The sequence below is a fragment of the Candidatus Soleaferrea massiliensis AP7 genome (assembly GCF_000820765.1).
Classification (GTDB): Bacteria; Bacillota; Clostridia; order Oscillospirales; family Ruminococcaceae; genus Soleaferrea; species Soleaferrea massiliensis.
The window spans coordinates 103384-123593 of record NZ_CCYH01000004.1 but is presented as its reverse complement, the minus strand read 5'-3'; the positions used below and the strand labels follow the sequence as shown (position 1 = coordinate 123593).

Annotated in this window: 16 protein-coding genes and 1 tRNA gene; 5 read left to right on the top strand and 12 right to left on the bottom strand. The window is 55.9% G+C overall.

Annotated features, from left to right (window positions below; genetic code table 11):
• Window positions 1-46: 46 nt before the first annotated feature.
• From mfd to BN348_RS00825, 6 genes are all read right to left on the bottom strand, one after another.
• Window positions 47-3484, bottom strand: coding sequence for a transcription-repair coupling factor (mfd, locus tag BN348_RS00855; RefSeq protein ID WP_040195586.1), 3438 nt, complete (start codon window positions 3482-3484; stop codon window positions 47-49).
• A gap of 295 nt (window positions 3485-3779) precedes the next feature.
• Window positions 3780-4397, bottom strand: a complete 618-nt coding sequence (pth, locus tag BN348_RS00850) for an aminoacyl-tRNA hydrolase (protein WP_052446588.1) — start codon at window positions 4395-4397, stop codon at window positions 3780-3782.
• A gap of 309 nt (window positions 4398-4706) precedes the next feature.
• A tRNA-Thr gene (locus BN348_RS00845) sits at window positions 4707-4782 on the bottom strand.
• A gap of 292 nt (window positions 4783-5074) precedes the next feature.
• Window positions 5075-7216 (bottom strand): Tex family protein, encoded by a 2142-nt coding sequence (locus BN348_RS00840; RefSeq protein ID WP_040195583.1) that lies wholly within the window; start codon window positions 7214-7216, stop codon window positions 5075-5077.
• Window positions 7217-7489: 273 nt separating this feature from the next.
• A complete protein-coding gene (locus BN348_RS00835; RefSeq protein ID WP_040195582.1) occupies window positions 7490-8296 on the bottom strand; it encodes an amidohydrolase family protein in 807 nt (268 codons plus the stop codon).
• A gap of 704 nt (window positions 8297-9000) precedes the next feature.
• Entirely contained in the window at window positions 9001-9273 is a 273-nt protein-coding gene (locus BN348_RS00825; protein WP_040195580.1) for a DUF4190 domain-containing protein, read from the bottom strand.
• A gap of 284 nt (window positions 9274-9557) precedes the next feature.
• Between BN348_RS00825 and BN348_RS00820 the strand changes: the two genes are divergently transcribed.
• Window positions 9558-10136, top strand: a complete 579-nt coding sequence (locus BN348_RS00820; protein ID WP_040195579.1) for a DOMON domain-containing protein — start codon at window positions 9558-9560, stop codon at window positions 10134-10136.
• 23 nt (window positions 10137-10159) lie between these two features.
• A complete protein-coding gene (locus BN348_RS13740) occupies window positions 10160-10315 on the top strand; it encodes a hypothetical protein (RefSeq protein WP_156136357.1) in 156 nt (51 codons plus the stop codon).
• Between the two features lie 160 nt (window positions 10316-10475).
• Here the strand turns inward: BN348_RS13740 and BN348_RS00815 are convergent, their stop codons facing one another.
• The 5 genes from BN348_RS00815 to BN348_RS00795 all read right to left on the bottom strand — a co-directional run bounded on the left by BN348_RS00815 (window position 10476) and on the right by BN348_RS00795 (window position 14523).
• Window positions 10476-10658, bottom strand: a complete 183-nt coding sequence (locus tag BN348_RS00815) for a hypothetical protein (protein ID WP_040195614.1) — start codon at window positions 10656-10658, stop codon at window positions 10476-10478.
• 331 nt (window positions 10659-10989) lie between these two features.
• Window positions 10990-12033: a hypothetical protein gene (locus tag BN348_RS00810; protein WP_040195578.1), complete on the bottom strand. Its 1044-nt coding sequence runs from the start codon at window positions 12031-12033 to the stop codon at window positions 10990-10992.
• A 45-nt stretch (window positions 12034-12078) separates the two neighbouring features.
• Entirely contained in the window at window positions 12079-12834 is a 756-nt protein-coding gene (locus tag BN348_RS00805; RefSeq protein WP_040195577.1) for a signal peptidase I, read from the bottom strand.
• An 11-nt stretch (window positions 12835-12845) separates the two neighbouring features.
• Entirely contained in the window at window positions 12846-13406 is a 561-nt protein-coding gene (locus BN348_RS00800) for a SipW-dependent-type signal peptide-containing protein (RefSeq protein WP_040195576.1), read from the bottom strand.
• 1 nt (window position 13407) lies between these two features.
• Window positions 13408-14523: a dermokine domain-containing protein gene (locus BN348_RS00795; protein ID WP_040195575.1), complete on the bottom strand. Its 1116-nt coding sequence runs from the start codon at window positions 14521-14523 to the stop codon at window positions 13408-13410.
• 309 nt (window positions 14524-14832) lie between these two features.
• Here BN348_RS00795 and BN348_RS13735 point away from each other — a divergent pair, with 309 nt between their 5' ends.
• Complete coding sequence (locus BN348_RS13735; RefSeq protein WP_156136356.1) at window positions 14833-15261, top strand: hypothetical protein; 429 nt, start codon at window positions 14833-14835, stop codon at window positions 15259-15261.
• A gap of 618 nt (window positions 15262-15879) precedes the next feature.
• Window positions 15880-16620 carry a LytR/AlgR family response regulator transcription factor gene (locus BN348_RS00790; protein WP_040195573.1) on the top strand — a complete coding sequence of 247 codons (741 nt, stop codon included), beginning with the start codon at window positions 15880-15882 and terminating at the stop codon, window positions 16618-16620.
• Here BN348_RS00790 and BN348_RS00785 read toward each other — a convergent pair.
• Complete coding sequence (locus tag BN348_RS00785) at window positions 16562-18433, bottom strand: sensor histidine kinase (RefSeq protein ID WP_040195572.1); 1872 nt, start codon at window positions 18431-18433, stop codon at window positions 16562-16564. The genes BN348_RS00790 and BN348_RS00785 overlap by 59 nt on opposite strands.
• Before the next feature lie 242 nt (window positions 18434-18675).
• Between BN348_RS00785 and BN348_RS00780 the strand changes: the two genes are divergently transcribed.
• Window positions 18676-19962, top strand: a complete 1287-nt coding sequence (locus BN348_RS00780) for a glycoside hydrolase family 18 protein (protein WP_040195571.1) — start codon at window positions 18676-18678, stop codon at window positions 19960-19962.
• Window positions 19963-20210: the final 248 nt, after the last annotated feature.

Below are 20210 nucleotides of genomic sequence, written 5' to 3'. Positions count from 1 at the left end.
ATCAGAGAATGGCACTTCGTATTCTCCATCCATACACATTTCACATCTATCCCACGACCAGCTTGATCACATCGATCGGCCGTTCGTTCTTCTGTGCTTTGATCGTAAAGTAAGGCTGGCTGGATGCGTTGAGCATCACGCGGCCCTTGAGCCGGGCGGCAAGTTCCGATACCATCTGCATATCGAGGTTCTTTGGATAGAAGAAGAAGCTGTCGTCCTTCTGCTTGATCTCCTCGATGCCGAGCAGCGCCGCCTTGTTGCGGACCATTGCCACCTCGATGAGCCCGTGCACACTGTCCGGCACGTCGCCGAAGCGGTCGATCAGCTCGTCGGTCACGTCGAACGCGTCGTCCTCGGACTTGATGTCGGCGATCTTTTTATAGATATCGATGCGCTGCAGCGTGTTGGAGATGTAGTTTTCCGGGATGTGCGCGCTGATGCGGATATCGATCATGCATTCGTCGGCCGCCGCGCTCGGCTTCTCGCCGCGCTCGAGCGCAACCGCGTCGGATAAGAGCTTCAGGTACATGTCGTAGCCGACCGCCTCCATATGGCCGTGCTGCTGCGCGCCCAGGATGTTGCCCGCGCCGCGGATCTCCAGATCGCGCATCGCAATGCGGAAGCCGGAACCGAACTTCGTGAACTCCCGGATCGCCTGCAGCCGCTTGGCCGCGACATCCGAGATGACCTTGCCGCGCTTGAACGTGAAGTAGGCGAAGGCGTGCCGGTTGGAACGGCCGACCCGCCCGCGGATCTGGTAGAGCTGGGAAAGCCCCATCCGGTCGGCGTCCTCGATGATCAGCGTGTTGCAGTTCGGGACGTCCACGCCGGTTTCAATGATGGTTGTACAGACCAGGATGTCCACCTCGTGCTCCAGAAGCTTGCGCCAGACCTCCGAAAGCTCCTCCTCCCCCATCCGGCCGTGCGCGATGACAATGCGCGCGTCGGGCAGCAGGTTCTGGAGCCTTGCGGCGCACTGGGTGATCGTCTCGATGCGGTTGTAGAGGTAGAACACCTGCCCGCCGCGGCGCAGCTCCTTGCGGATCGCCTCGGCCAGGATGCCCATGTCGTGCTCCAGCACATAGGTCTGCACGGGATGCCGGTTCTGCGGCGCCTCCTCGATGACCGACATGTCGCGGATCCCGGTCATCGCCATGTTGAGCGTGCGCGGGATCGGCGTAGCCGACAGCGTCAGGATATCGACATTCTGCTGCAGCTCCTTGAGCTTTTCCTTATGCGCGACGCCGAACCGCTGTTCCTCATCGATGACCACAAGCCCCAGGTCCTTGAACCGGATGTCCTTCTGCACGAGCCGGTGGGTGCCGATGACGATATCCACCTTGCCGGACCTCAGATCCCGGATGACCTGCTCCTGCTGCTTCTGCGACCGGAAGCGCGACAGCAGTTCAATGCGGATCGGGAAGCCCTCCATGCGTTTCAGCACGGTCTTGTAGTGCTGCCAGGCCAAAATGGTCGTCGGTACCAGGATCGCGCACTGCTTGGAATCCATGACGCACTTGAACGCGGCGCGCAGCGCGACCTCGGTTTTTCCGAAGCCGACGTCGCCGCAGAGCAGCCGTTCCATCGGGCGCTCACTCTCCATGTCGTGCTTGATCTCCTCGATGCACCGCAGCTGGTCGTCGGTTTCCTCGAATTCGAACCGCTCCTCAAAGCTCATCTGCCAGTCGGTGTCAGGGGCAAACGCGTAACCCCTGGCCTGCTGGCGCTTCGCGTACAGCGCGGTCAGCTCCTTGGCCATATCCTGCACGGCCTTTTTGACCCGGCTGCGGGTCTTCTGCCATTCGGCGCTGTTGAGCTTATTGAGCTTGACCGTCCGGTCGTCCTTGACGCCGATGTATTTGTTGACAAGATCCAGCTGGGTGACCGGCACATACAGGATATCCTGTCCGGAATAGCGGATCTTGATATAGTCCTTCACCACGCCGTGCATATCGAGCTTCTGAATCCCCTCGAAGATGCCGATACCGTGGGAGACATGCACCACATAGTCGCCGACCGTCAGATCGGACAGTGATTTGATGCTGTCCTTGGTCTTGGATTTCCGTTTTTTGCGCTGGCTGCCCGAAGCGATCCGCGAATGGGTGATGACCACGACATCCAGCCCCGGATACTCGAGGCCGCCGGAAAGCGAGCCCGGCAGGATGCTGACCAGCCCCGGCACAAATTCGGTCACATCCTGTTTCATGACCGCGCTGACGCCGTCGGCTATGAGGTCGCTGCACAGCGCCGACGCCGACTTGTCCGTGCCGGCCAGCACAACGACGTGATATCTGCGCGCAAGGAAATCCTCAAGCTCCTCATGCAGGAGCTTTAACTCCCCGCTCCACACTGACTGGCTGACCGCGCTGAGGTTGATGAGCTCGCGCATTGGGATGTCGGTCGAGCTGCGCGCGAAGGTATCCATCAGGATGGTGGATGCGTCCGCCAGCGTGCCGGAAAATTCGCCCGCCGTCAGCGTGAAGCTGTCCAGCCCCTTACAGAGCACGCCCTCTTCGAACAGAATCTTGATATCCTCTTCCATCTGCCAGAGCGACGCGCGCAGAGTCTCCTTCGCCGAGACGTATTCGCTGACCAGAACGATGCCCTCTTGAAAGTAGTCGAAGATGGTGGCCCGCTCATAGGCGAGACCGATGTATTTGTCATAGGAACCGAGCTGCGCGCCGCCCTGCAGCAGCTCGGCATCCTTCAAAAGCTGTTCCTTGGCGGCCGCGGCCGCCTTGCCGCGCAGCGATTTCGCCTTCGCGGTGATCTGCTGTGCGAGCGCGTCCGGATTCTCGAACAGAATCTCCCGCGCAGGGGTGATCTGAATCTGCTTAAAAGAGTTGGTGCGCCGCTGCGTATCCGGATCAAAGTAGGAGATCGTGTCGATCTCGTCCCCCCAGAACTCGATGCGCACCGGCGCTTCGGAGAACGGCGGAAAGACGTCCAGAATGCCGCCGCGCACCGAGAACTGACAGACACCGTCCACCAGGTCACAGCGCTGGTAGCCGAGCTGTACGAGCTTCTGCAGAATCTGTTCGAGCGGACAGCCCTCCCCGGCCTTTAAGGTGAAGGAAGCGTCCAGCAGCTTTTTGGGCGGGATCGTGAACTGCACCGCCGCTTCGGCCGCGCAGAGCACCACGCGGCAGCTGCCGCTGAGCACCCGGCCCAGCACCGAAAGCCGCCGGTGTTCGTATTCATGGGACGCGCTGTCCACATCCCGGAAGATGAAGTCCTTGCTGGGATAGACGTCCGCAATGCGGCCATCCGAAAAGGTGTTGATATCCTCGGCCATCTTGGTGGCGGCCGCCTCATCCGGCAGGATCATCAGGACCGGCCGGTCCAGATCCTTGCTGAGGACTTCGGCAAACTGCGCCTTATGGATGGCAGACAGCCCCACAACCCCTGCCGGCAGACGGCCCTGCTGCACATATTTTTTCAGTTGTTGGTATTCCGAAAGCTTGCGGACGATCTGTTCCAGCACGGATGATCGAACCTCCTTTTCCGCTCAAAAAGCGGCGTGATGTTGTTTTCCGGACAGGGTACAGCGCCGCCGGGAAGGCCCGGCGGCGGTTTTATCTGATTGATCATATTATTTTATTTTTTGTGAATCCCCGCAGGTTTAAAAGCCGATGGATATTTCTGTATTCGCATCTTCAGAAAATGGACATCCATACAAAGCATCCTGTCTGTATTTTGTCACGCATGACGGCAGTCTATGAAAATCTCCGCGGCGCGCGCTGTGGGAAAAACAGCGCCGCAGGATGGCAGCCGTCCGTTTATTTGTTGAAACGGTTCATGGCCTGATCGGTCTTCCCGCTTACAATCAGCGAAACGATCTCCGGGATGTTTGCAAGCGCCGCATCGACCTGCTTTCGCGCGTCGGATGTAAACGGGGCCAGCACCCAGTCGGCCAGGTCGTAATCCGGATAGGGCTTGCCCCCGACGCCGATCTTGACGCGCGGGAAGGTGTCCTTACCGGTTAAATATATGATATTTTTGATGCCGTTATGTCCGCCGTCCGAGCCCTTGCGCCGGATGCGCAGCTTGCCCGGCTCCAGGGAGATGTCGTCAAACAGCACCAGGACATTCTCCATCGGGACCTTGTAGAACTGCATGGCGCTGCGCACGGCCTCGCCGGATTTGTTCATGAAGGTGGACGGCTTCATCAGCAGCACACGCTTGTCGCCGATCATGCCGTCCCCGCACAGGGACTGGAATTTGAGCCGCGTCACATTCGCCTGCATCTTCCCGGCAAGGATGTCCAGCGCCATGAACCCGACATTGTGCTTGGTGTTCTCATACTGCTTTCCCGGATTGCCCAACCCGACCACCATGTATTCAATCGGCCCGGTCGGCGCATATCCGCCAAAAAAATCCTTGAGTTTTGAAAACATATCCGTTCCTCCCGCATCAAAAATCGACACTGTTACGTTAATTCCTGAAGAGACACTTGTCTTATGAGAATCCAGTTTATGTGGTTTTCCTCCCCAACTAGGCGAGAGGAAAACCACTGCAGGACCATTTTTTCATGTTAACACAACAAAGCCCAAAAATCCACCCATCAAAAGAGAGAGAATAGCGGCGGAAGGCTTTTCCCCTCCGGCTCTATTCTCTGCCGTCTTTTCATCTATACAAGCTGCAGTTCCCCCCATAAATGGGGACAAAAAAGCGGCGGGAATCCTAAAAAACCCACCGCTGATAAGTGGAGCTGATGACCCGATTCGAACGGGCGACCTGTTCATTACGAGTGAACTGCTCTACCAACTGAGCCACATCAGCATCTCCAGTTTGCCGCCAAGCCGGCAAATTACCTTAATTATTATACCTTGTCCCGCTCAAATTTGCAAGACCTTTTTTCGAAAAAGTTTCAGTTTTTGTATCGTGAGGGTACGGCCTGCCCCTCACGATACATCGTTTCAAATTGTATACCGATGACAACCATATCCGGCCGCGGGACACACGACCTGCCGCACATCCCGCTTGCCGCCATGATTTTTCCGATGAACCCAACCCCAAACGGAAACATGTATCTTCCGGCAGGACCTGAGCTTCCGGAAAACTGCACCGAAAGCTAGAATTTCATCGTCAGTGAGATGCGTTTCTTCTTGACATCGACATCCAGCACCTTGACCTTTACGACGTCGCCGACCTTGACCACCTCGCTGGGATGCTTGATATACCGATTGCTCATCTGCGAGATGTGCACCAGTCCGTCGTCATGCACGCCGATGTCCACAAACGCGCCGAAATCGATGACGTTGCGCACCGTGCCCTTGAGCTCCATGTCCGGCTTCAGATCCTCCAGCTTCAGGATGTCGGTGCGCAGAAGCGGCGCGGGCAGCTCATCGCGCGGGTCGCGTCCCGGCTTGAGCAGCTCCCCGACGATATCCTGCAGGGTCGGCACGCCGGTGCCGGTCTCTTCGGAGAGCTTTTGAAAACCGATCTTACCCGCCCTGTCGCGCAGCTCGGACAGGCCGGATGCCTTCACATCCGCCTTGGTATAGCCGCAGAGCGTGAGGAGCGTTTCAGCGGCCTTGTAGCTCTCCGGATGCACGCCGGTGTTGTCCAGCAGATTCGCGCTTTCCGGCACACGCAGGAAGCCCGCGCACTGCTCGAACGCCTTCTTACCGAGCTTCGGCACCTTCAGCAGCTGCTTGCGGTCGGTGAACGCGCCGTTCTCCTCCCGGTAGGCGACGATGTTCTTCGCAACCGCCGCGTTGATGCCCGCGATGTGGGAGAGCAGCGAATGGGACGCCGTGTTCAGATCCACGCCGACCGCGTTGACGCTCGCCTCCACCACGCCGCCAAGCGCCTCGTCCAGCCGTTTCGGCGGCATGTCATGCTGATACTGCCCGACGCCGATGGCCTTCGGGTCGATCTTGACCAGCTCCGCCAACGGGTCCTGCAGCCGCCGCGCGATGGAAACGGCGCTTCGAAGCGACACGTCGTATTCCGGGAATTCCTCCGCCGCCAGCTTGGACGCCGAATAGACCGACGCTCCCGCTTCGCTGACCACCACATACGAGACGCCCGGCGTCTCCTTGATCAGGTCGGCCACAAACATCTCCGATTCGCGCGACGCGGTGCCGTTGCCGATCGAGATGACCTGTACGCCGTGCTTCTGAATCAGCATGTTGAGCGTCCGTTTGGCCTGCTCGGTTTTGCTCTGCGGCGGGGTCGGATAGACCACCGTCGTGTCGAGCACCCGCCCGGTCGAATCGACGACCGCGATCTTGCAGCCGGTGCGGTAGGCCGGGTCAAGCCCCAGCACCACGCGGCCCTTAACCGGCGGCTGCATCAGAAGCTGGCTCAAATTCATCGCAAACACCTTGATCGCCTGCTCGGATGCCGTCTCGGTCAGCTGCGCGCGCACCTCCCGTTCGAGGGAAGGAAAGATCAGCCGTTCATACGCGTCGTCCGCGGCCCTCTGCACATACGGCGTGCAGGCGGAACCGGGAATCAGCGCCTCGTTGTACAGGATGCCGAGCGCGGTGTTCTCATCAAGCTCGACGCTGACCTTCAAAAACTCCTCCTGCTCGCCGCGGTTGATGGCCAGCACGCGGTGTCCGGAGATGCGTTTTACCGGTTCGCTGAACTCATAATACATCGCATAGACGCTGTCCTCCTCCTTCGCCGCGCGGCTCTTGAGTACGCCGTACCCGAACGCGAATTCCCGCAGCCTGCCCCGGACCTGCGCGCTGTCCGACAAATCCTCGGCGATGATATCCATCGCCCCCTGCAGCGCTTCCTCCGCGTCCGCCGCGCCGTTCTCCGCATCGACATACCGCTGCGCCTCTATGAGCGGGTCGCCGGCATCCTTTTGCTGGGCGCTCAGGAAAGCGGCAAGCGGTTCCAATCCCTTCGCGCGCGCGATGGACGCGCGGGTTTTGCGCTTCGGCTTATACGGACGGTAGATGTCCTCGACCTTTGCGAGGCTGTCCGCGTCCTTCAACGCCTGTTCAATCTGCGGCGTCATCTTCTCAAGCGCTGTGATGGAGGCGGCGACCTCCTCCTTGCGCTTCTCAAGCGCGCGCAGATAGTTTAAGCGGTCATACAGCTCGCGCAGGACCTGATCGTCCAGAGAGCCGGTCAGCTCCTTGCGGTAACGCGCGATAAACGGTATGGTGTTGCCTTCGTCTATCAGCTGGATGGTGTTTTTAACCTGCGTCTCCCGCAGGTGGAATTCCCGGGTAAGCGTTAAAGCGATATCCATGTTGTGCGTTCCTCCAACCATCTTGTGGGTATTGAATCGGCCGTATCGTGCGGCCCCATACTGTATCGATGTCCTGATCCGCAGTTTCCCGGCAACGCCGTGAAACCATCAGTGAGATCGTAAGCTTCTTTCATCTCTGATTTCCAGAAGAGCTGTGTGCGTCCAGCCTGCAGACTTCGCAGAAAGGTTCCGCATATCGAAGGGGCGAAAAACCACAGGTTGTCCGCAATCCCGTATACGCAACCCACACATATGGGATGTATGCGGGACATTTTACCTCTCGTCTGCGTCGAGATGCATAAACTCCGCAAAGTTGTCGTGCAGAATCCGCTTGTTCGTCTCGTAGTCCAGACCGAGGTTCAGAAAACGCTGCAGCTCCTCCTCATGGTCCCACATCGGGAAATCGGTGCCGAAGAAGAACTTGTCCGTTCCAAAATAGTGCAGCAGATCGAGCGCATCCTGTTTTTTGAGCAGGAACAGGCTGCTGCAGGTGTCGAAGTAGATGCCGTCGAGCTTCAGATACTTCGCGGCCTCATCCCACCGGCGGTATCCGCCGAAATGTGCGGCAATCGCGGTAAGCTCCGGAACCCGCTGCTTGACGCTGTAAAGCTTCTGCGGCCGGGAATAGTCGTAGCGGTCGTCACCGGTGTGGAACAAAATCGGCAGTCCCAGCTCTGCACAGCGCTTATAAAGCGGAATCATCCGCTCCTCGTCGATATCGAGCAGCTGAAAATCCGGATGCAGCTTGACGCCGTGCAAGCCCAGCTCCCGAATCCGCTCAAGCTCCCGCATCGGGTCCTGGATATCCGGATGAATGGTGCCCAGCCCGACAAAGGACGGATGCTTCATACATTCTGCATGGATAAAGTCGTTGATGCTCTCGACCTGCTCCGGCTTGGTTGCGGTTGAGCAGACGAGATAACGGCTGACACCGATCCGGCAGCCGCTTTCGATGAGCTGTTCACTGCTGCCGACCTTGTCCATCGGGATGTCATAGAACGATCCGATCGACTGTGTCGCCTTAAACGCGATTTTTTCGGGGAAGATATGCGCATGCGCATCGATGATATCATATGCCATGGTTTTATTCAGATTCCTTTCCTGATCAGGTTACGGCGGCCGCCAAAGCGCCGCCTCATAAATCCTTTCTATTATACACCCGCATAGAATATTTTGTCAAAGGCTTTTGGGGGAAATCCCGCCTGTACCGCGGCGCGGCGGATATCTCCGGGAATACGGAAATTGATTTTGGCTGATGAGAATCGGCGCGGCTTTTGGAGTGGGAGCTTTTCTGCATCGGTATGCGGCGGATTGCCTTTTGTTTTGCCAATGAGCATTGGCAGGGTGGCAGTACCTCTTTTGCCGGCCAAAAGAGGTACCAGAAAAGGCCGTTCAAGGGGGCTGACGCCCCCTTGAAAATCCCCCAATCACGCAGCTTTTTTGTGCAGGATAGTTTCCACCTCCCAGATGACAGCATGGTGCCCGCACCAGCGCAGTTCAGAGGCACGGGCGATGCGCAATGCTTTATCAGAAAATCGTTCTGTCGCTGTTTGTGGACAGGCTTTTCTTGTGAACGGTCTCGTCTAGCCTCATAGCATCCTGCCACGCTATGGCGTATTGGCGACCCTACAGTTATCTCTATGGAAACGCAGAAGAGCCGTTCAATGCCCCTCGGATACCCCAAATAGAAATACAGAAAGGAGGTTCACTGCCCCTGCGGTTCTCCACACAAAACGCAGAAAGGCGGAGGACCTTCGTCCTCCGCCCCGATGTACAAGCTTTGATTATTCCGGATTGCTTTCATCCTTCTTTTCATCAGCAAACGTGTTATCTGCCGGTTTCTCATCCGCAAACTTGTCGAAGAAAACCGGGTTCGGATCCTGTACCGGCTGGAAATTGTTCTTCGGTGTGTTTTTGGCAATATAGACGTTCAGCGCCTTGATGCCTTTGATGAGCAGGACGATGCCGACGATGGTGCCGACAACCAGAGCGACAAACAACAGCAGACTCGCTACGGCCTGTCCGTATACGATAAACTGGTCAAAAGCTGAATACATATGGTTACCGCCTTTCAAATTGTGAGTTTTACAAATTAATATCATTGTAACATATTGTATGAAATGCAATATGAATAAATGGTAAACAATAGCCGGATGCCAGCCGAGCGTTTGGTGACAGAATGGTGATACGAAGATGGAAACCGTAGTCTTCGCGGCCCTGTGGTTTCCGGCAAAAGAATTTTGCGTGGAAAGGCAGGATTCTTGTGTATTTTACCTTACATTTCCCATAATATATGTTATAATACTACTGAATGAATGATAGGTAAGGTTGTGTTGCGTGAATGGCGTTCAAAATCAGCATTGTCAAGGATCAGGAAATCGTCTGGGACTCCTATTATGTCGGCAAAATCACCTGCTATCCATTTGAAACAAGGGATTATAAGCCATATGCACAGGTGATACTGTGTTATCTGCCGGGACGCGGGTTTGCCCTGAGAATGTGGGCCTTTGAGACACACCCGGTCTGTGAAGTGCGGCATCCCGCCAAAGAGCTTTTGACGGACAGCGTGCTTGCTTTCCGCATCCAATTCGATCCCGCACACTCCGAAGAGGTCCTTTACGCGGCCTTCAACCGGGACGGCGTGGTATACGCAAACTTTACGCCGGATGAGGTAAAGCCCTTTGAGGGCGAGGATTTACAGGGTGTCTACTGGGGTGTACAGCTGATCATACCCGAAGACCAGATTGAAAAGCATGTCCCGCGCCGCAGCTTTGCGCCGGGCGACCGGCTTCGCGGCAACTTTTATAAGCTCTGCCTGGGCAGCCGTCCCCATCAGGGAAGCTGGGTGCAGCTCAGACAGCCCACAGCAAATCTCTTTGATTCCAACGAATTCGACGATCTCATATTGATTGATTATTGATAGATAAGAAGGAGGAATTTTTTATGAAACTGACCCTCAAAATCATCGGCGGCATGGTTGCGCTGGCCGGCGTACTGGTCGGCGCATGGATTGCATACGAAAAGTGGCTGCGGCCAAAGCTTGTGGAAGAGAAGACGAACTACATCACCTGCAACGAACCGGACGACGAGCTGTATTGACGCCCGTCCGGATGCTGAAACCGGACAATCTTCGTGCCAGTAACATCACAAAAGCAAAAGAGCCTGCATCCGCAGCTGTGGATACAGGCTCTTTCTTATTTGGGATATCATCACAATCACCATACTTATACAAGAAGGAATAAACGCATTCTGTACGATCTTATTCCATATAGTCATCAATCGGTATGGTCCCATGAACTGCTTCAAACTCTTCAATACGCTTTCTGACCAGCTGTTCCAACTCTTTATTCTTTGAGCGGCCTTCGGAATTTGCAATGTACCCCAACTTATCAAGCAGAATAAATGAAATGCGAAGCGTATACCTGGACAGCGAATTCTTCATGCCGCAGACCTCCATGATCATGTACTGACCTTACTATAGCTTATATTTATCCCAAAATTGTACCAAATGCGGTACAGCAGTGAGGATTTTGATAACAATATAAAATCAGTTTACAAAACAGCATGCAAAATTTGCTTACTGTGAAAACATAGCCTGGCACACACCGGCAGATCCAGCATAAGCTTTTCTGCAAAAGACGCCAGAGACGCAGGCACAACCATTGAACAAAAAAATCCAAACAAGCAAAGCCCAGCCAGTGTTGTTCCGTCTTTTTCATACAACCTAAAAGGTGCCGCGGATTTTTCCTCCGCGGCACCTTATTTCTGTTTGCTTATTTACCTGCTTCTTTCTTCATCTGCCACAGGTTCAGCTTGACCGTATCGTCGATCTTGATGCCGGAACCGGATATCTGGTTATTGTCGCTGATCATCTTTCCACCAATCGAAAGCGTACCGTTTTCGATATCGACGGTCGCCGGCTCTGCCGACTTGATCGTGAGACTGTTCAGCTTCAGCGTATACCCGTTCAGGTTGAAATTGACCGTATTGCTGAGTGTGAGGTCGGTTCCCTCGATATCCTTCAGCAGATATACCGTTGCGCCTTTCTGTGCGGTCTTGATTTCATCGGCAGTTGATGCCGTGACAATCTCTTTGCCGGTGTATGCCGTACGCAGCTGGATGCGCAGCGTAACGCCTGCAGCCGGATCACCGTTTGCGGCCGGCGTTGCTTCCGGCTGTGATACGGCGGCCTGCGAAGCATCGGCAGGCTTGCTTTCCGCGGAATTCGGCGCGGCGTCCGCGGAATTTGCGGATGAAGCGTTGGCCGGCGATGCGCCCGGCTGATAGGTCAGTTTATAGATGTCCGATTCGCCCGGATTGAGCGTATCGTTCTTCAGCTGTGTGCCGGCAGTCGTTCCGCTGACCTTTTCGACGGCAATGCTTCCATTGCCGCTGAGCTCTGCGATGTCAAGGATGTATTTGAACGCCAGGGAACTGTTTGCCCCGCTCGAGCTGCCCGCTTTCAGATTCGATATTTTAATATAGAAGGGAGCCTTTCCCTGTGCAATATCTCCGCTGATGACAAAGGTATCGTTGCAGGAGCGGACTCCGTTGCTGCTGGTCGCGAACAGCGACGTCTCTCCCCGTACCATGATGTCGTTTCCGGAAAGCTCCGTCACAGCGTCGACCTTTGCCAGATAATTGCCCGCCTGAATTTTATTATCACTGTTGGTCAGGCTGCTTCCAAACAATGCGAGGACCGTTACGCCATAAATGGCCACGATGCCGAGTGTTGAAAGCGCCATCGTCAGGAATTTGATCCAGTATCCCCTCTTTTTCGGCTGATCTGTCTCTTTATGATTGCTTTGCGATGCCAAGGCTCGCACCACCTTTCCTGATCTATACCGTATTATTCATTTATACTACGCCTTCGGAGAATCCTCTTTCCCTTCGGGTTTCTGCTCGGTTTTCACCGCGGCTTCGGATACTGCCGCCGCCGTCTGCGAGCCGGTTTCCCGACCCTGTACCTGCGCCTTGAGCCGCTCGATCTCCTCGAGCATCTCCCGGGCCTTCCTGCGCTCCTCTTCGACCTCCTCCTTCTGGCGGTCGATCTCCGCCTGCTGCTCCTTCTTATAGCGTTTCAGCAGACGGAAGAATTTGACGCTCTGCATGATCAGCAGCAGCGCAAACGGGATGAAGATCAGCACGATGTAGCCCATCGGCGATTTTAAGAACTGGAAGAAATAGCCCAGCTTCGGCATGGCGTACTGATATTGTCCAATTACCCGATCAGCCGGAACCGGATAGGTGTCGTCGTTGCCCAAGGCGATACCGTAGGTGACGAACGCCTTCTGGCCTTCATAATCGGTGATGCTTCTGATCTTATGGGTGACCACCTCGCCGTAATTCTCCGGGTCAACCGATTTAAAGGTGATGATGTCTCCCGGCTGCAGCTGGTCGGCATCCACATCCTTGCTGGCGACGACGTCGCCCGACTGGAATTCACCTTTCATGGAGTCGGACAGGACGATGTAGAATTTGTAGCCGAACAATCCACCTTCGTCTTTATTGAAACTGTTGACGGAAAAGATTGTAAAGATCATGATAAAGACCGTAAAGATCAGTATCAGAGCGGTGACAACCCTTCCCACAATGGTGAGTGTCTTCTTTTTATTCATTGCCTTTCTCCTTAATCAAACTTTTTGTCCGGGTTGTTGCGAACCTGTACCGCATCGGCGGCCACGTCAAATTCCAGATAGGCATTCTGATAGGTATTTCCGCTCGCGTCCAGCATCACGGCCTTGATCGACAGCGTATGCGTTTCCCCCGCCTGCAGGCTTCTGGGCGCAAGGCACGGGTCCGTTTTGACCAGCTGGGCCGGCTTGCCCTGATAGATCAGGTTATCCCCATCATAGATCTGGAATTCCACCGCGTTTTCCAGCGGTCCGTTGACATTTTCAAAATAAAGCCGGTAATAGGCTTCGACATTGCTTTCATTTTTGACAGTAAAGCTCTTTTCAATCGAGCTTCCGGGAGAAAGCTGAAAATCATCGTCATGGAAGATCTTCTCGCCGCCGTTCAGGGAAATTTTCACCTGCGCGGTCTGGAAGACATTCCCGTCCGCCTCGGCAATCGAGGAGAACAGCGCCAGGGTTGTGATGATCAGCATAACGAGCAGCACAATGATGGCGGCGATGTGCATACGCACCTGCTTCTGTAATTTAGACAGGTTCTTGTTTTCCTGTGCCATATCAGCGTGCCCCCTTCCGCTTCCTGAATAACAGGACTGCAATCAATCCCAGCGCAGACAGCACAAACGCCACATACAGCGCGTTCATGGTCTTGTCGCCGGTAAACGGCGGAATCAGGCCGCCCGAACCGGTGCCGGATGAATCGGTTCCCGCATGGCTGCCCGAGGAAGCCGATGCGCCGCCGGAAGGCTCGGCGCCCGAGCTGCTGGCAGAGCTGTCTGAGCCGCTGATGGAGCTGTCCGAGCTGCTGCTCGAGGTGTCCTCCAAAACCTCCCAGGTAAAGTTTGCCTTCAGCGTGGTGAGCTGGTATTCATTCCCGACGCTGGTGTCGAGATAGGCGTCAATCTTGTAGTAGCTGATCGTTTCCTTGTCGGCATTGCCCGTGAGCACCTGCCGGATATCGGCATTCTGACAATCCTCGAAGCTGCCGTCATAAAGAACGGTGTCGCTGCCGAGATCGGTGACCCGGAGCATCAGCACCTTGGAAAGTCCGCCGGTTTCCTCTGTGATGGGCGCGCGGAACCGCACCGTGATATCGCCGTCGTGATAGGCCTTCACACAGAAATACTTGCTGAGCTCGTCACCCGGCAGCATGTCCGAAACCTGGAACGGCTGGTTGACCGAAGGCTGTCCCTGGTAAAGCTCCAGATAGGGCGCCTTTGGCCTGGATGGGTCCTTCGAGGAATCCTGCGATCCCGCCGAGGACGTGTTTGAATTCACCGAATTCTGTGAATTGTCCGTGCCGGTCTGTCCCCCTGCCGATACCGAGGATCCCGGCGCGTTTGAAGCGCCGCTCCGGGTACCGTCCGGGGCGCCGCCGGATTCGCTGTCTTCCGGCGTGCCGGATGCCGACTGGCCTGGACGTCCCTGCCCGGACGAGACATCCGTCTGTGATTGTGCCTGTCCGCTCTGGTCGCCGCTCTCCTGTGACGCGTCGCCCGAATTCTCTTTGGACGCTTCGCTGATCACGTTGTCGGGGACAACGACCGAGGCTGGCGCATGATCCAAATTGCGCACAATCTGTACAACCGCGATGCCCGCTGCCGACAAAATCAACAGGACGGACAAAATAATAATGGCCGCTTTGTACTTCTTGAGATTTTCCTGTTCTGCCATACTCTTCCCGCCTCCAATTCGCCGACCCCGCATGCCTGCGGAATCAGCCTTGCTCAAATGGGTTTGGTTGACGGCGTCTAAAAAAATAGACACCGGTATGGCCGCCGGGTTAGACCTTCTCTTACGAGATGAATGGGATTGGTCGGCGGAACCGGCAGCCACACATTTTTTCATAAGTTTAAGAATGCAATGGAAATGCTTTTTTTCGCGAATTTATGTCGATATTCCGCGATTTACCCATATTATATCACAGTTCCCCGTCCAAAGACAATAGATAAGCGGAAATTTCGAAAAGATTCCTGTCCATAAATGACAGAAAAAGAAGCAGACGGATCAATCCGCCTGCTTTTTTCCAGCATCATACAGCTGTTACGGAAAATTTTATATTTTCATCTCAGCTGCCTTTTTACACCGTGTCATAAGAGTCTGATCTCATCGGTACATTTCTGTTTTTTCTGCATCCGCAGATATGTTATTCTGGAAAAATTTTTTATTTTTCCAGCTGTGCTCTTCCACGGCACCGCGGCAGGCCAATATCAACCGCCATATTCCTTTCGCCGCATTCGCAGCCATGTTTTCAACCGCTTTCCGGCATATTTCCTGGGGAAATTGGATGCAGCCTGCTCAGTCCAAACAAGCCCCAACCAGTCCGGCTGTCAAGCAGCAGAAATACCAAGCGCCGCTTTTTCCGCTTTGTTAAAAATGAAAAAGGCCGCCCTCTTTTCCAGGGCGGCATAGTCATTCAAACCACTGTCCCACATAAAGGGAGCACGATGGGGGTCGGGGAAACAGCCGCTGCGCCGACCAATCCCAAACAACGCAGCGGCTGAAGCATCCCACTCTCACAATGTAGGACCTGCGGAGCAGTTATGGCTGCCTGCGCCGCAGAATATATGCAAATATTACTGGTACTCACGATTATTCGCGGTTGACACTTTTCCCTGCCAATGCTATGCTAAAAAGAGCATTCAACCGCTTTTGGAACGAAACCATCAACTATTCCGGTCATCCAAACCGGGGGCTGCCGGATTACCATGATGCAGCCCGCTTGATGAATGTATCTTTACCTTACCACATTTCATGCAGAAAAAACAGACGTTTTTGCCAAACGGTTTATTTTGATGGATAAACGGTTTTCACATTGATCCGCCGGTCCAGACGGAAGGCCCGACAAATCCGGATGGTCTCCCGTTGGCGCCGGGCCGGGCGTACGGCTTTATACGGGTTTGAATTTGAAGATGCGGTGTTGTCCCCTCCCAAAATCCGTCCGCTTTAAAATATATCACAGGAAGCCGATCTATATAAACGAAGAATACCGGCCAGACGGCCGGCATACAGGAAGGAGGAAGTGCTGCCATGTTATCGGTGATCCTATGCGACGACAGCGAGACGCTGCGCGCCAAATACCGTGCCATCCTGGAAGAGGCCGCGGCGCGGCATGCCGTCTGCGTCCAGATACGGGAATACACCAGTGCGGAGACGCTGCTGTTCCATCTTTCCGAAAATCCCGGGAGCGCGGACATCCTGTTTCTCGACGTTGAGATGCTGCGGATGAACGGCATCGACGCGGCCCGGGAGCTGCGCCGGCAGAACTGCACGGCACAGATCATCTTTCTGACCTCGTATCCCGGCTATGTCTTCGACGCCTTCGACGTGCGTCCGCTGCAGTATCTGCTGAAGGCCAAAACCGGCCCGGAACAGCTGGAAACCGTCTTTCTGGAAGCCGTGCAGGCCGCCGAAGCCGATCAGCACGCGTCCTTCCTGGTCAAGACCCGGGACAGCCTTGTCCGCGTTCCGCTGCGGGATATTTTCTATCTGGAATCTCTCAGAAACCGGATTATCGTCCACTGCGGCAATCGGGAGTATTCGTACATCGGCTCGCTGGAAGCCGCGTGCGGGATGCTTGCCGGTCATCGGTTTCTGCGCATCAGCCGGTGTTACCTGATCAATCCGCAAAAATTTTCCCAGCTCATGGACACCTCGCTGCTGCTCATCGACGGAACCGCGCTTCAGATCAGCCGAAGGTATAAAAAGAGCGTCAAGGAGTTTCTTCGGAACTACTATGAACAGCTTCCCGCTTCGTCCGCTCAGGGCTGAGGTTCCAGAAGTCCACATGGACCGAAAACAGATGATCCTTGCAGCCGATGGAGATATCCCCGCCGTACCGCGCGGCCGCCGAGCGCATGCTCGCGATCCCCAGTCCGTGATGCTGCGCGTCCTTCTTGGAGGTCCTGAACGGATAGCGGGCATTCCCCGCACAGGGGTTTTGGATGTCGATGGAAAGATAATTCCCATGCCCGCGCAGCGTCAGACGGATGAACCGCTGAGGCTCCTTTAGCTTCGCGCAGGCCTCCAGCGCGTTGTCCAGCGCGTTGCCAAGCAGCGCAACCCATGAAATGGGCCGAATCGGAAGGTTCGGCAATACCGAAATCTCCTTTTCGAAGCGGACGCCCTGTTTGAGGGCGGCCGCTTCTTTTTCCATGACAATCGCATCCATGACCGGGTTTCCGGTATTGAGAACCTTTCCTGCCCAAGCCTGCGCCTGCGCGTCGATCTGCCGCAGAAACTCGGCCGCCTCGTCGACCTCCCCGCGGGCAAGCAGCGTGTCCAGGCAGAGCAGATCGTTTTTGACGTTGTGCCGAAACACCCGAAGCTCCTCCTGGGACCGCTGCAGCCTGGTGTAGTGATCCGCCTGTGCGTTCAGCTGCCGCTCCAGCGACCGCACCTGCGTGTCCTTATAAACGGCCTTGACAAGGTAATAGCAGCCGGCCGCAATCAGATAGATCACCAGCAGGAAGGAATTTAAGATGGCCGTATAGGTGTTGCTCTCCTCCAACGTATAGACGTTCCTGTACATGAAGAACAGCTCGAAGAACACGCTGCTGAACAGCAGCGCCGGCATCAGCGCCCGCATCCAGGTTCTCAGCTTCGCCCGCGTGCGCGGCAGCATCGCGATGAAGACGATCAGGCTGCCCGCCAGTATCATGACATTGATCGGTATCTGCAGCTGCGCAAAGCTGTACCATCTGGTCAGCTCGCCGATAAGCCCCGCGCTCAGCAGCACCCGAAAGGAGGCCAGCACGCCCGTGACAACCCTCCGGGGGGTTCCGTGGCAGGAGCCGCGCAGAAACCGCAGCAGAAAGATGGGAATGAAGACATAGGACAGATAATTGATGTAGTACATCAGGATGTAGTTGTTCACAAAGCCCGCCAGCATCCGGCATTCGGTCAGCAGCCAAAGGCCGATTGACAAACTGCAGGCCGCCAGGTTCGCGTTGTCCTGCAGCAGTCTCCTTCTTTTTCCGACGGCGTTGGAGACCGCCCAGAAGAACGCGCCGACCACCACCAGTACGATGCCGCTGAACATCTTCGGGGACTCCTGTATCAGAAAGTGCAGCACCATATCCGACCGCGACCCGTAATAAACGGTCGGCAGGATTTTGGAAAAGACCCAGTAGGGGGAATAGGTCTCCAGCGTCAGCTCCTTGCCGCCGCTGCCGGCGGGCAGGGGGACCGTCCGCATCACCATCCGCGTGATCTGCGGGCTGAAGCCCGCGGGCTGCGCTTCAAAACAGTACAGCTCCTCTCCGTCCAGCAGCACGCGCAGGGTCTGCTGCGAGATGCCGATCATCAGCGCCGGGCTGCTGGTTCCAAGATCCTCCGGAAGGCGGTTTTTGACGACCATCCGCTCCCCCTTCCGGTTGTCCTGGAGTCTGCTTGTGTCGACCGGTTCGCTGTGCGCGTCCTCATAGACCCTGACCCACCCGTCCTGCAGCGGCGTACATTCCAGCGAATCGACAGGCAGGGTTCCTCCGCTTGCGATCATGCTCTGTACCAGCAGGACCAGCACAATGGCAATCACCGCGGCCATCCATATCTTTTTTCGCATATCGTCCCTGATCATCCTCATTCGCTTCCCCTCCATTGTGTTTCCATTATACCGCAGATCGGCGGAATTGTCAGCTGAACAGCGCATTTAACAGATGAATCCCAGTTTATTTTGGCAGAACGCGGCATACCCAGTCGATCGGGAAAGTCTGCCGCCCTGTCCGCGCGGCTTTTCCGCAAATATCCTTCGCCCGGTTTCTCTGCACCAATTGGACCTCCCCGGCGTAGAATGGGTTAAAGAAAACTGTCAAAGGCGGTGCGAGCATGGTCATTCATGTGGTGCGAAGAGGCGATACGATAGGGAACCTAGCGCGGCGGTACGGCGTCACGGCGCAGCGGATCATCAGCGACAACAACCTGATCAACCCGTACAATCTGGTGATTGGGCAGGCGCTCATCATCCTGATCCCCGAAACGGTGTACACCGTGCGTCCGGGCGACACGCTGACCTCCATTGCGGCAAGGTACGGCACCACGGTTTCCGTGCTGCTGCAGAACAACCCCAGCCTGACGCCGAACATGTCGCTGCGGGCCGGACAGACCATTGTCATCCGGTTCACCGAGGAGAAGCGCCGGGACTTCACGATCAACGGATACGCCTATCCCTACATACGCCGCGATGTACTGACCCGCTGTCTGCCGTATCTGACCTACATCACCATCTTCGGCTATGGGTTTACCGAAACGGGCGAGCTGATCGACATCGACGACGAATGGATCATCCGGATCGCCTACCGATATAAAACCGCGCCGGTCATGCTGCTTTCCTCCATCACCGAGGACGGCACCTTCAGCGGCGAGCGCGCCAGCATGCTGTTTCAGAATACCGAGCTGCAGAACCGCGTGCTGGACCAGGTTGTCTCGGTCATGAACCGCAAGGGCTACGTCGGGCTGGACATCGATTTCGAATACATCGAGCCGCAGGACAGCGAGGCGTTCATCCAGTTCCTTGAGAACGTGACGGCCCGTATGCATGCCGAAGGCTTCTTTGTCAACACCGATCTGGCGCCGAAGATCTCCTCCGCGCAGCGCGGCCTGCTGTACGAGGCCCACGATTATGCCGCGGTGGGCGCGGTTTCCGACACCGTGCTGCTGATGACCTATGAGTGGGGCTACACCTACGGCCCGCCGATGGCCGTCGCGCCGCTGAACCGGGTGCGCGAGGTGGTCGACTACGCGGTGACGCAGATTCCATCCGAAAAGATTCTGATGGGCATTCCCAACTACGGATACGACTGGCCGCTCCCGTTTGAACGCGGCATCACCCGCGCGACCTCCATCGGAAACGAATACGCGGTGCAGATCGCGGCGCGTTACGGCGCGCAGATTCTGTTTGACCCGGCGGCACAGTCCCCGTTCTTTGAGTATTACGACCGGCGCGGGACAAAGCATGTGGTCTGGTTTGAGGATGTGCGCAGCATTGCAGCCAAATTTGAGCTGATGGAGGAATTCCAGCTGCGCGGCTGCGCTTACTGGAACCTGATGCGGCCGTTCCAGCAGAATTGGGCATTGATCAGCGCACGGTACAATGTGCGCAAGGTTGTACTGTAGATAAACCACCCCCTTCCGAAGCGTTTCGAAAGGGGGGTATTGTCGTAATGGGAGCCGCCGGCACAGGCGGGCGTGGGTATTTCGCCGGCTGCAGCTTGGGGCATGAAGCGAATGGCAAACGTCATGGTTCGCCGCGGCCAAAAGAAAAAAACGGTTAAGCGGCGGGGCCAAAACGCCCACGTCAGCGTCAGCCCGGGAGATTGGAATTCGCATCACGGCGATTTTTCGCAGCTTTGTGCCGATGCCAG

Excerpts from the sequence above, each read along its gene's own strand:
- pth (WP_052446588.1), bottom strand. The coding sequence starts at position 4,397 with ATGTTTTCAAAACTCAAGGATTTTTTTGGCGGATATGCGCCGACCGGG.
- BN348_RS00840 (WP_040195583.1), bottom strand. The coding sequence starts at position 7,216 with ATGGATATCGCTTTAACGCTTACCCGGGAATTCCACCTGCGGGAGACG.
- BN348_RS00835 (WP_040195582.1), bottom strand. The coding sequence starts at position 8,296 with ATGGCATATGATATCATCGATGCGCATGCGCATATCTTCCCCGAAAAA.
- BN348_RS00825 (WP_040195580.1), bottom strand. The coding sequence starts at position 9,273 with ATGTATTCAGCTTTTGACCAGTTTATCGTATACGGACAGGCCGTAGCG.
- BN348_RS00820 (WP_040195579.1), top strand. The coding sequence starts at position 9,558 with ATGGCGTTCAAAATCAGCATTGTCAAGGATCAGGAAATCGTCTGGGAC.
- BN348_RS13740 (WP_156136357.1), top strand. The coding sequence starts at position 10,160 with ATGAAACTGACCCTCAAAATCATCGGCGGCATGGTTGCGCTGGCCGGC.
- BN348_RS00815 (WP_040195614.1), bottom strand. The coding sequence starts at position 10,658 with ATGAAGAATTCGCTGTCCAGGTATACGCTTCGCATTTCATTTATTCTG.
- BN348_RS00805 (WP_040195577.1), bottom strand. The coding sequence starts at position 12,834 with ATGAATAAAAAGAAGACACTCACCATTGTGGGAAGGGTTGTCACCGCT.
- BN348_RS00800 (WP_040195576.1), bottom strand. The coding sequence starts at position 13,406 with ATGGCACAGGAAAACAAGAACCTGTCTAAATTACAGAAGCAGGTGCGT.
- BN348_RS00795 (WP_040195575.1), bottom strand. The coding sequence starts at position 14,523 with ATGGCAGAACAGGAAAATCTCAAGAAGTACAAAGCGGCCATTATTATT.
- BN348_RS13735 (WP_156136356.1), top strand. The coding sequence starts at position 14,833 with ATGACAGAAAAAGAAGCAGACGGATCAATCCGCCTGCTTTTTTCCAGC.
- BN348_RS00790 (WP_040195573.1), top strand. The coding sequence starts at position 15,880 with ATGTTATCGGTGATCCTATGCGACGACAGCGAGACGCTGCGCGCCAAA.
- BN348_RS00785 (WP_040195572.1), bottom strand. The coding sequence starts at position 18,433 with ATGAGGATGATCAGGGACGATATGCGAAAAAAGATATGGATGGCCGCG.
- BN348_RS00780 (WP_040195571.1), top strand. The coding sequence starts at position 18,676 with ATGGTCATTCATGTGGTGCGAAGAGGCGATACGATAGGGAACCTAGCG.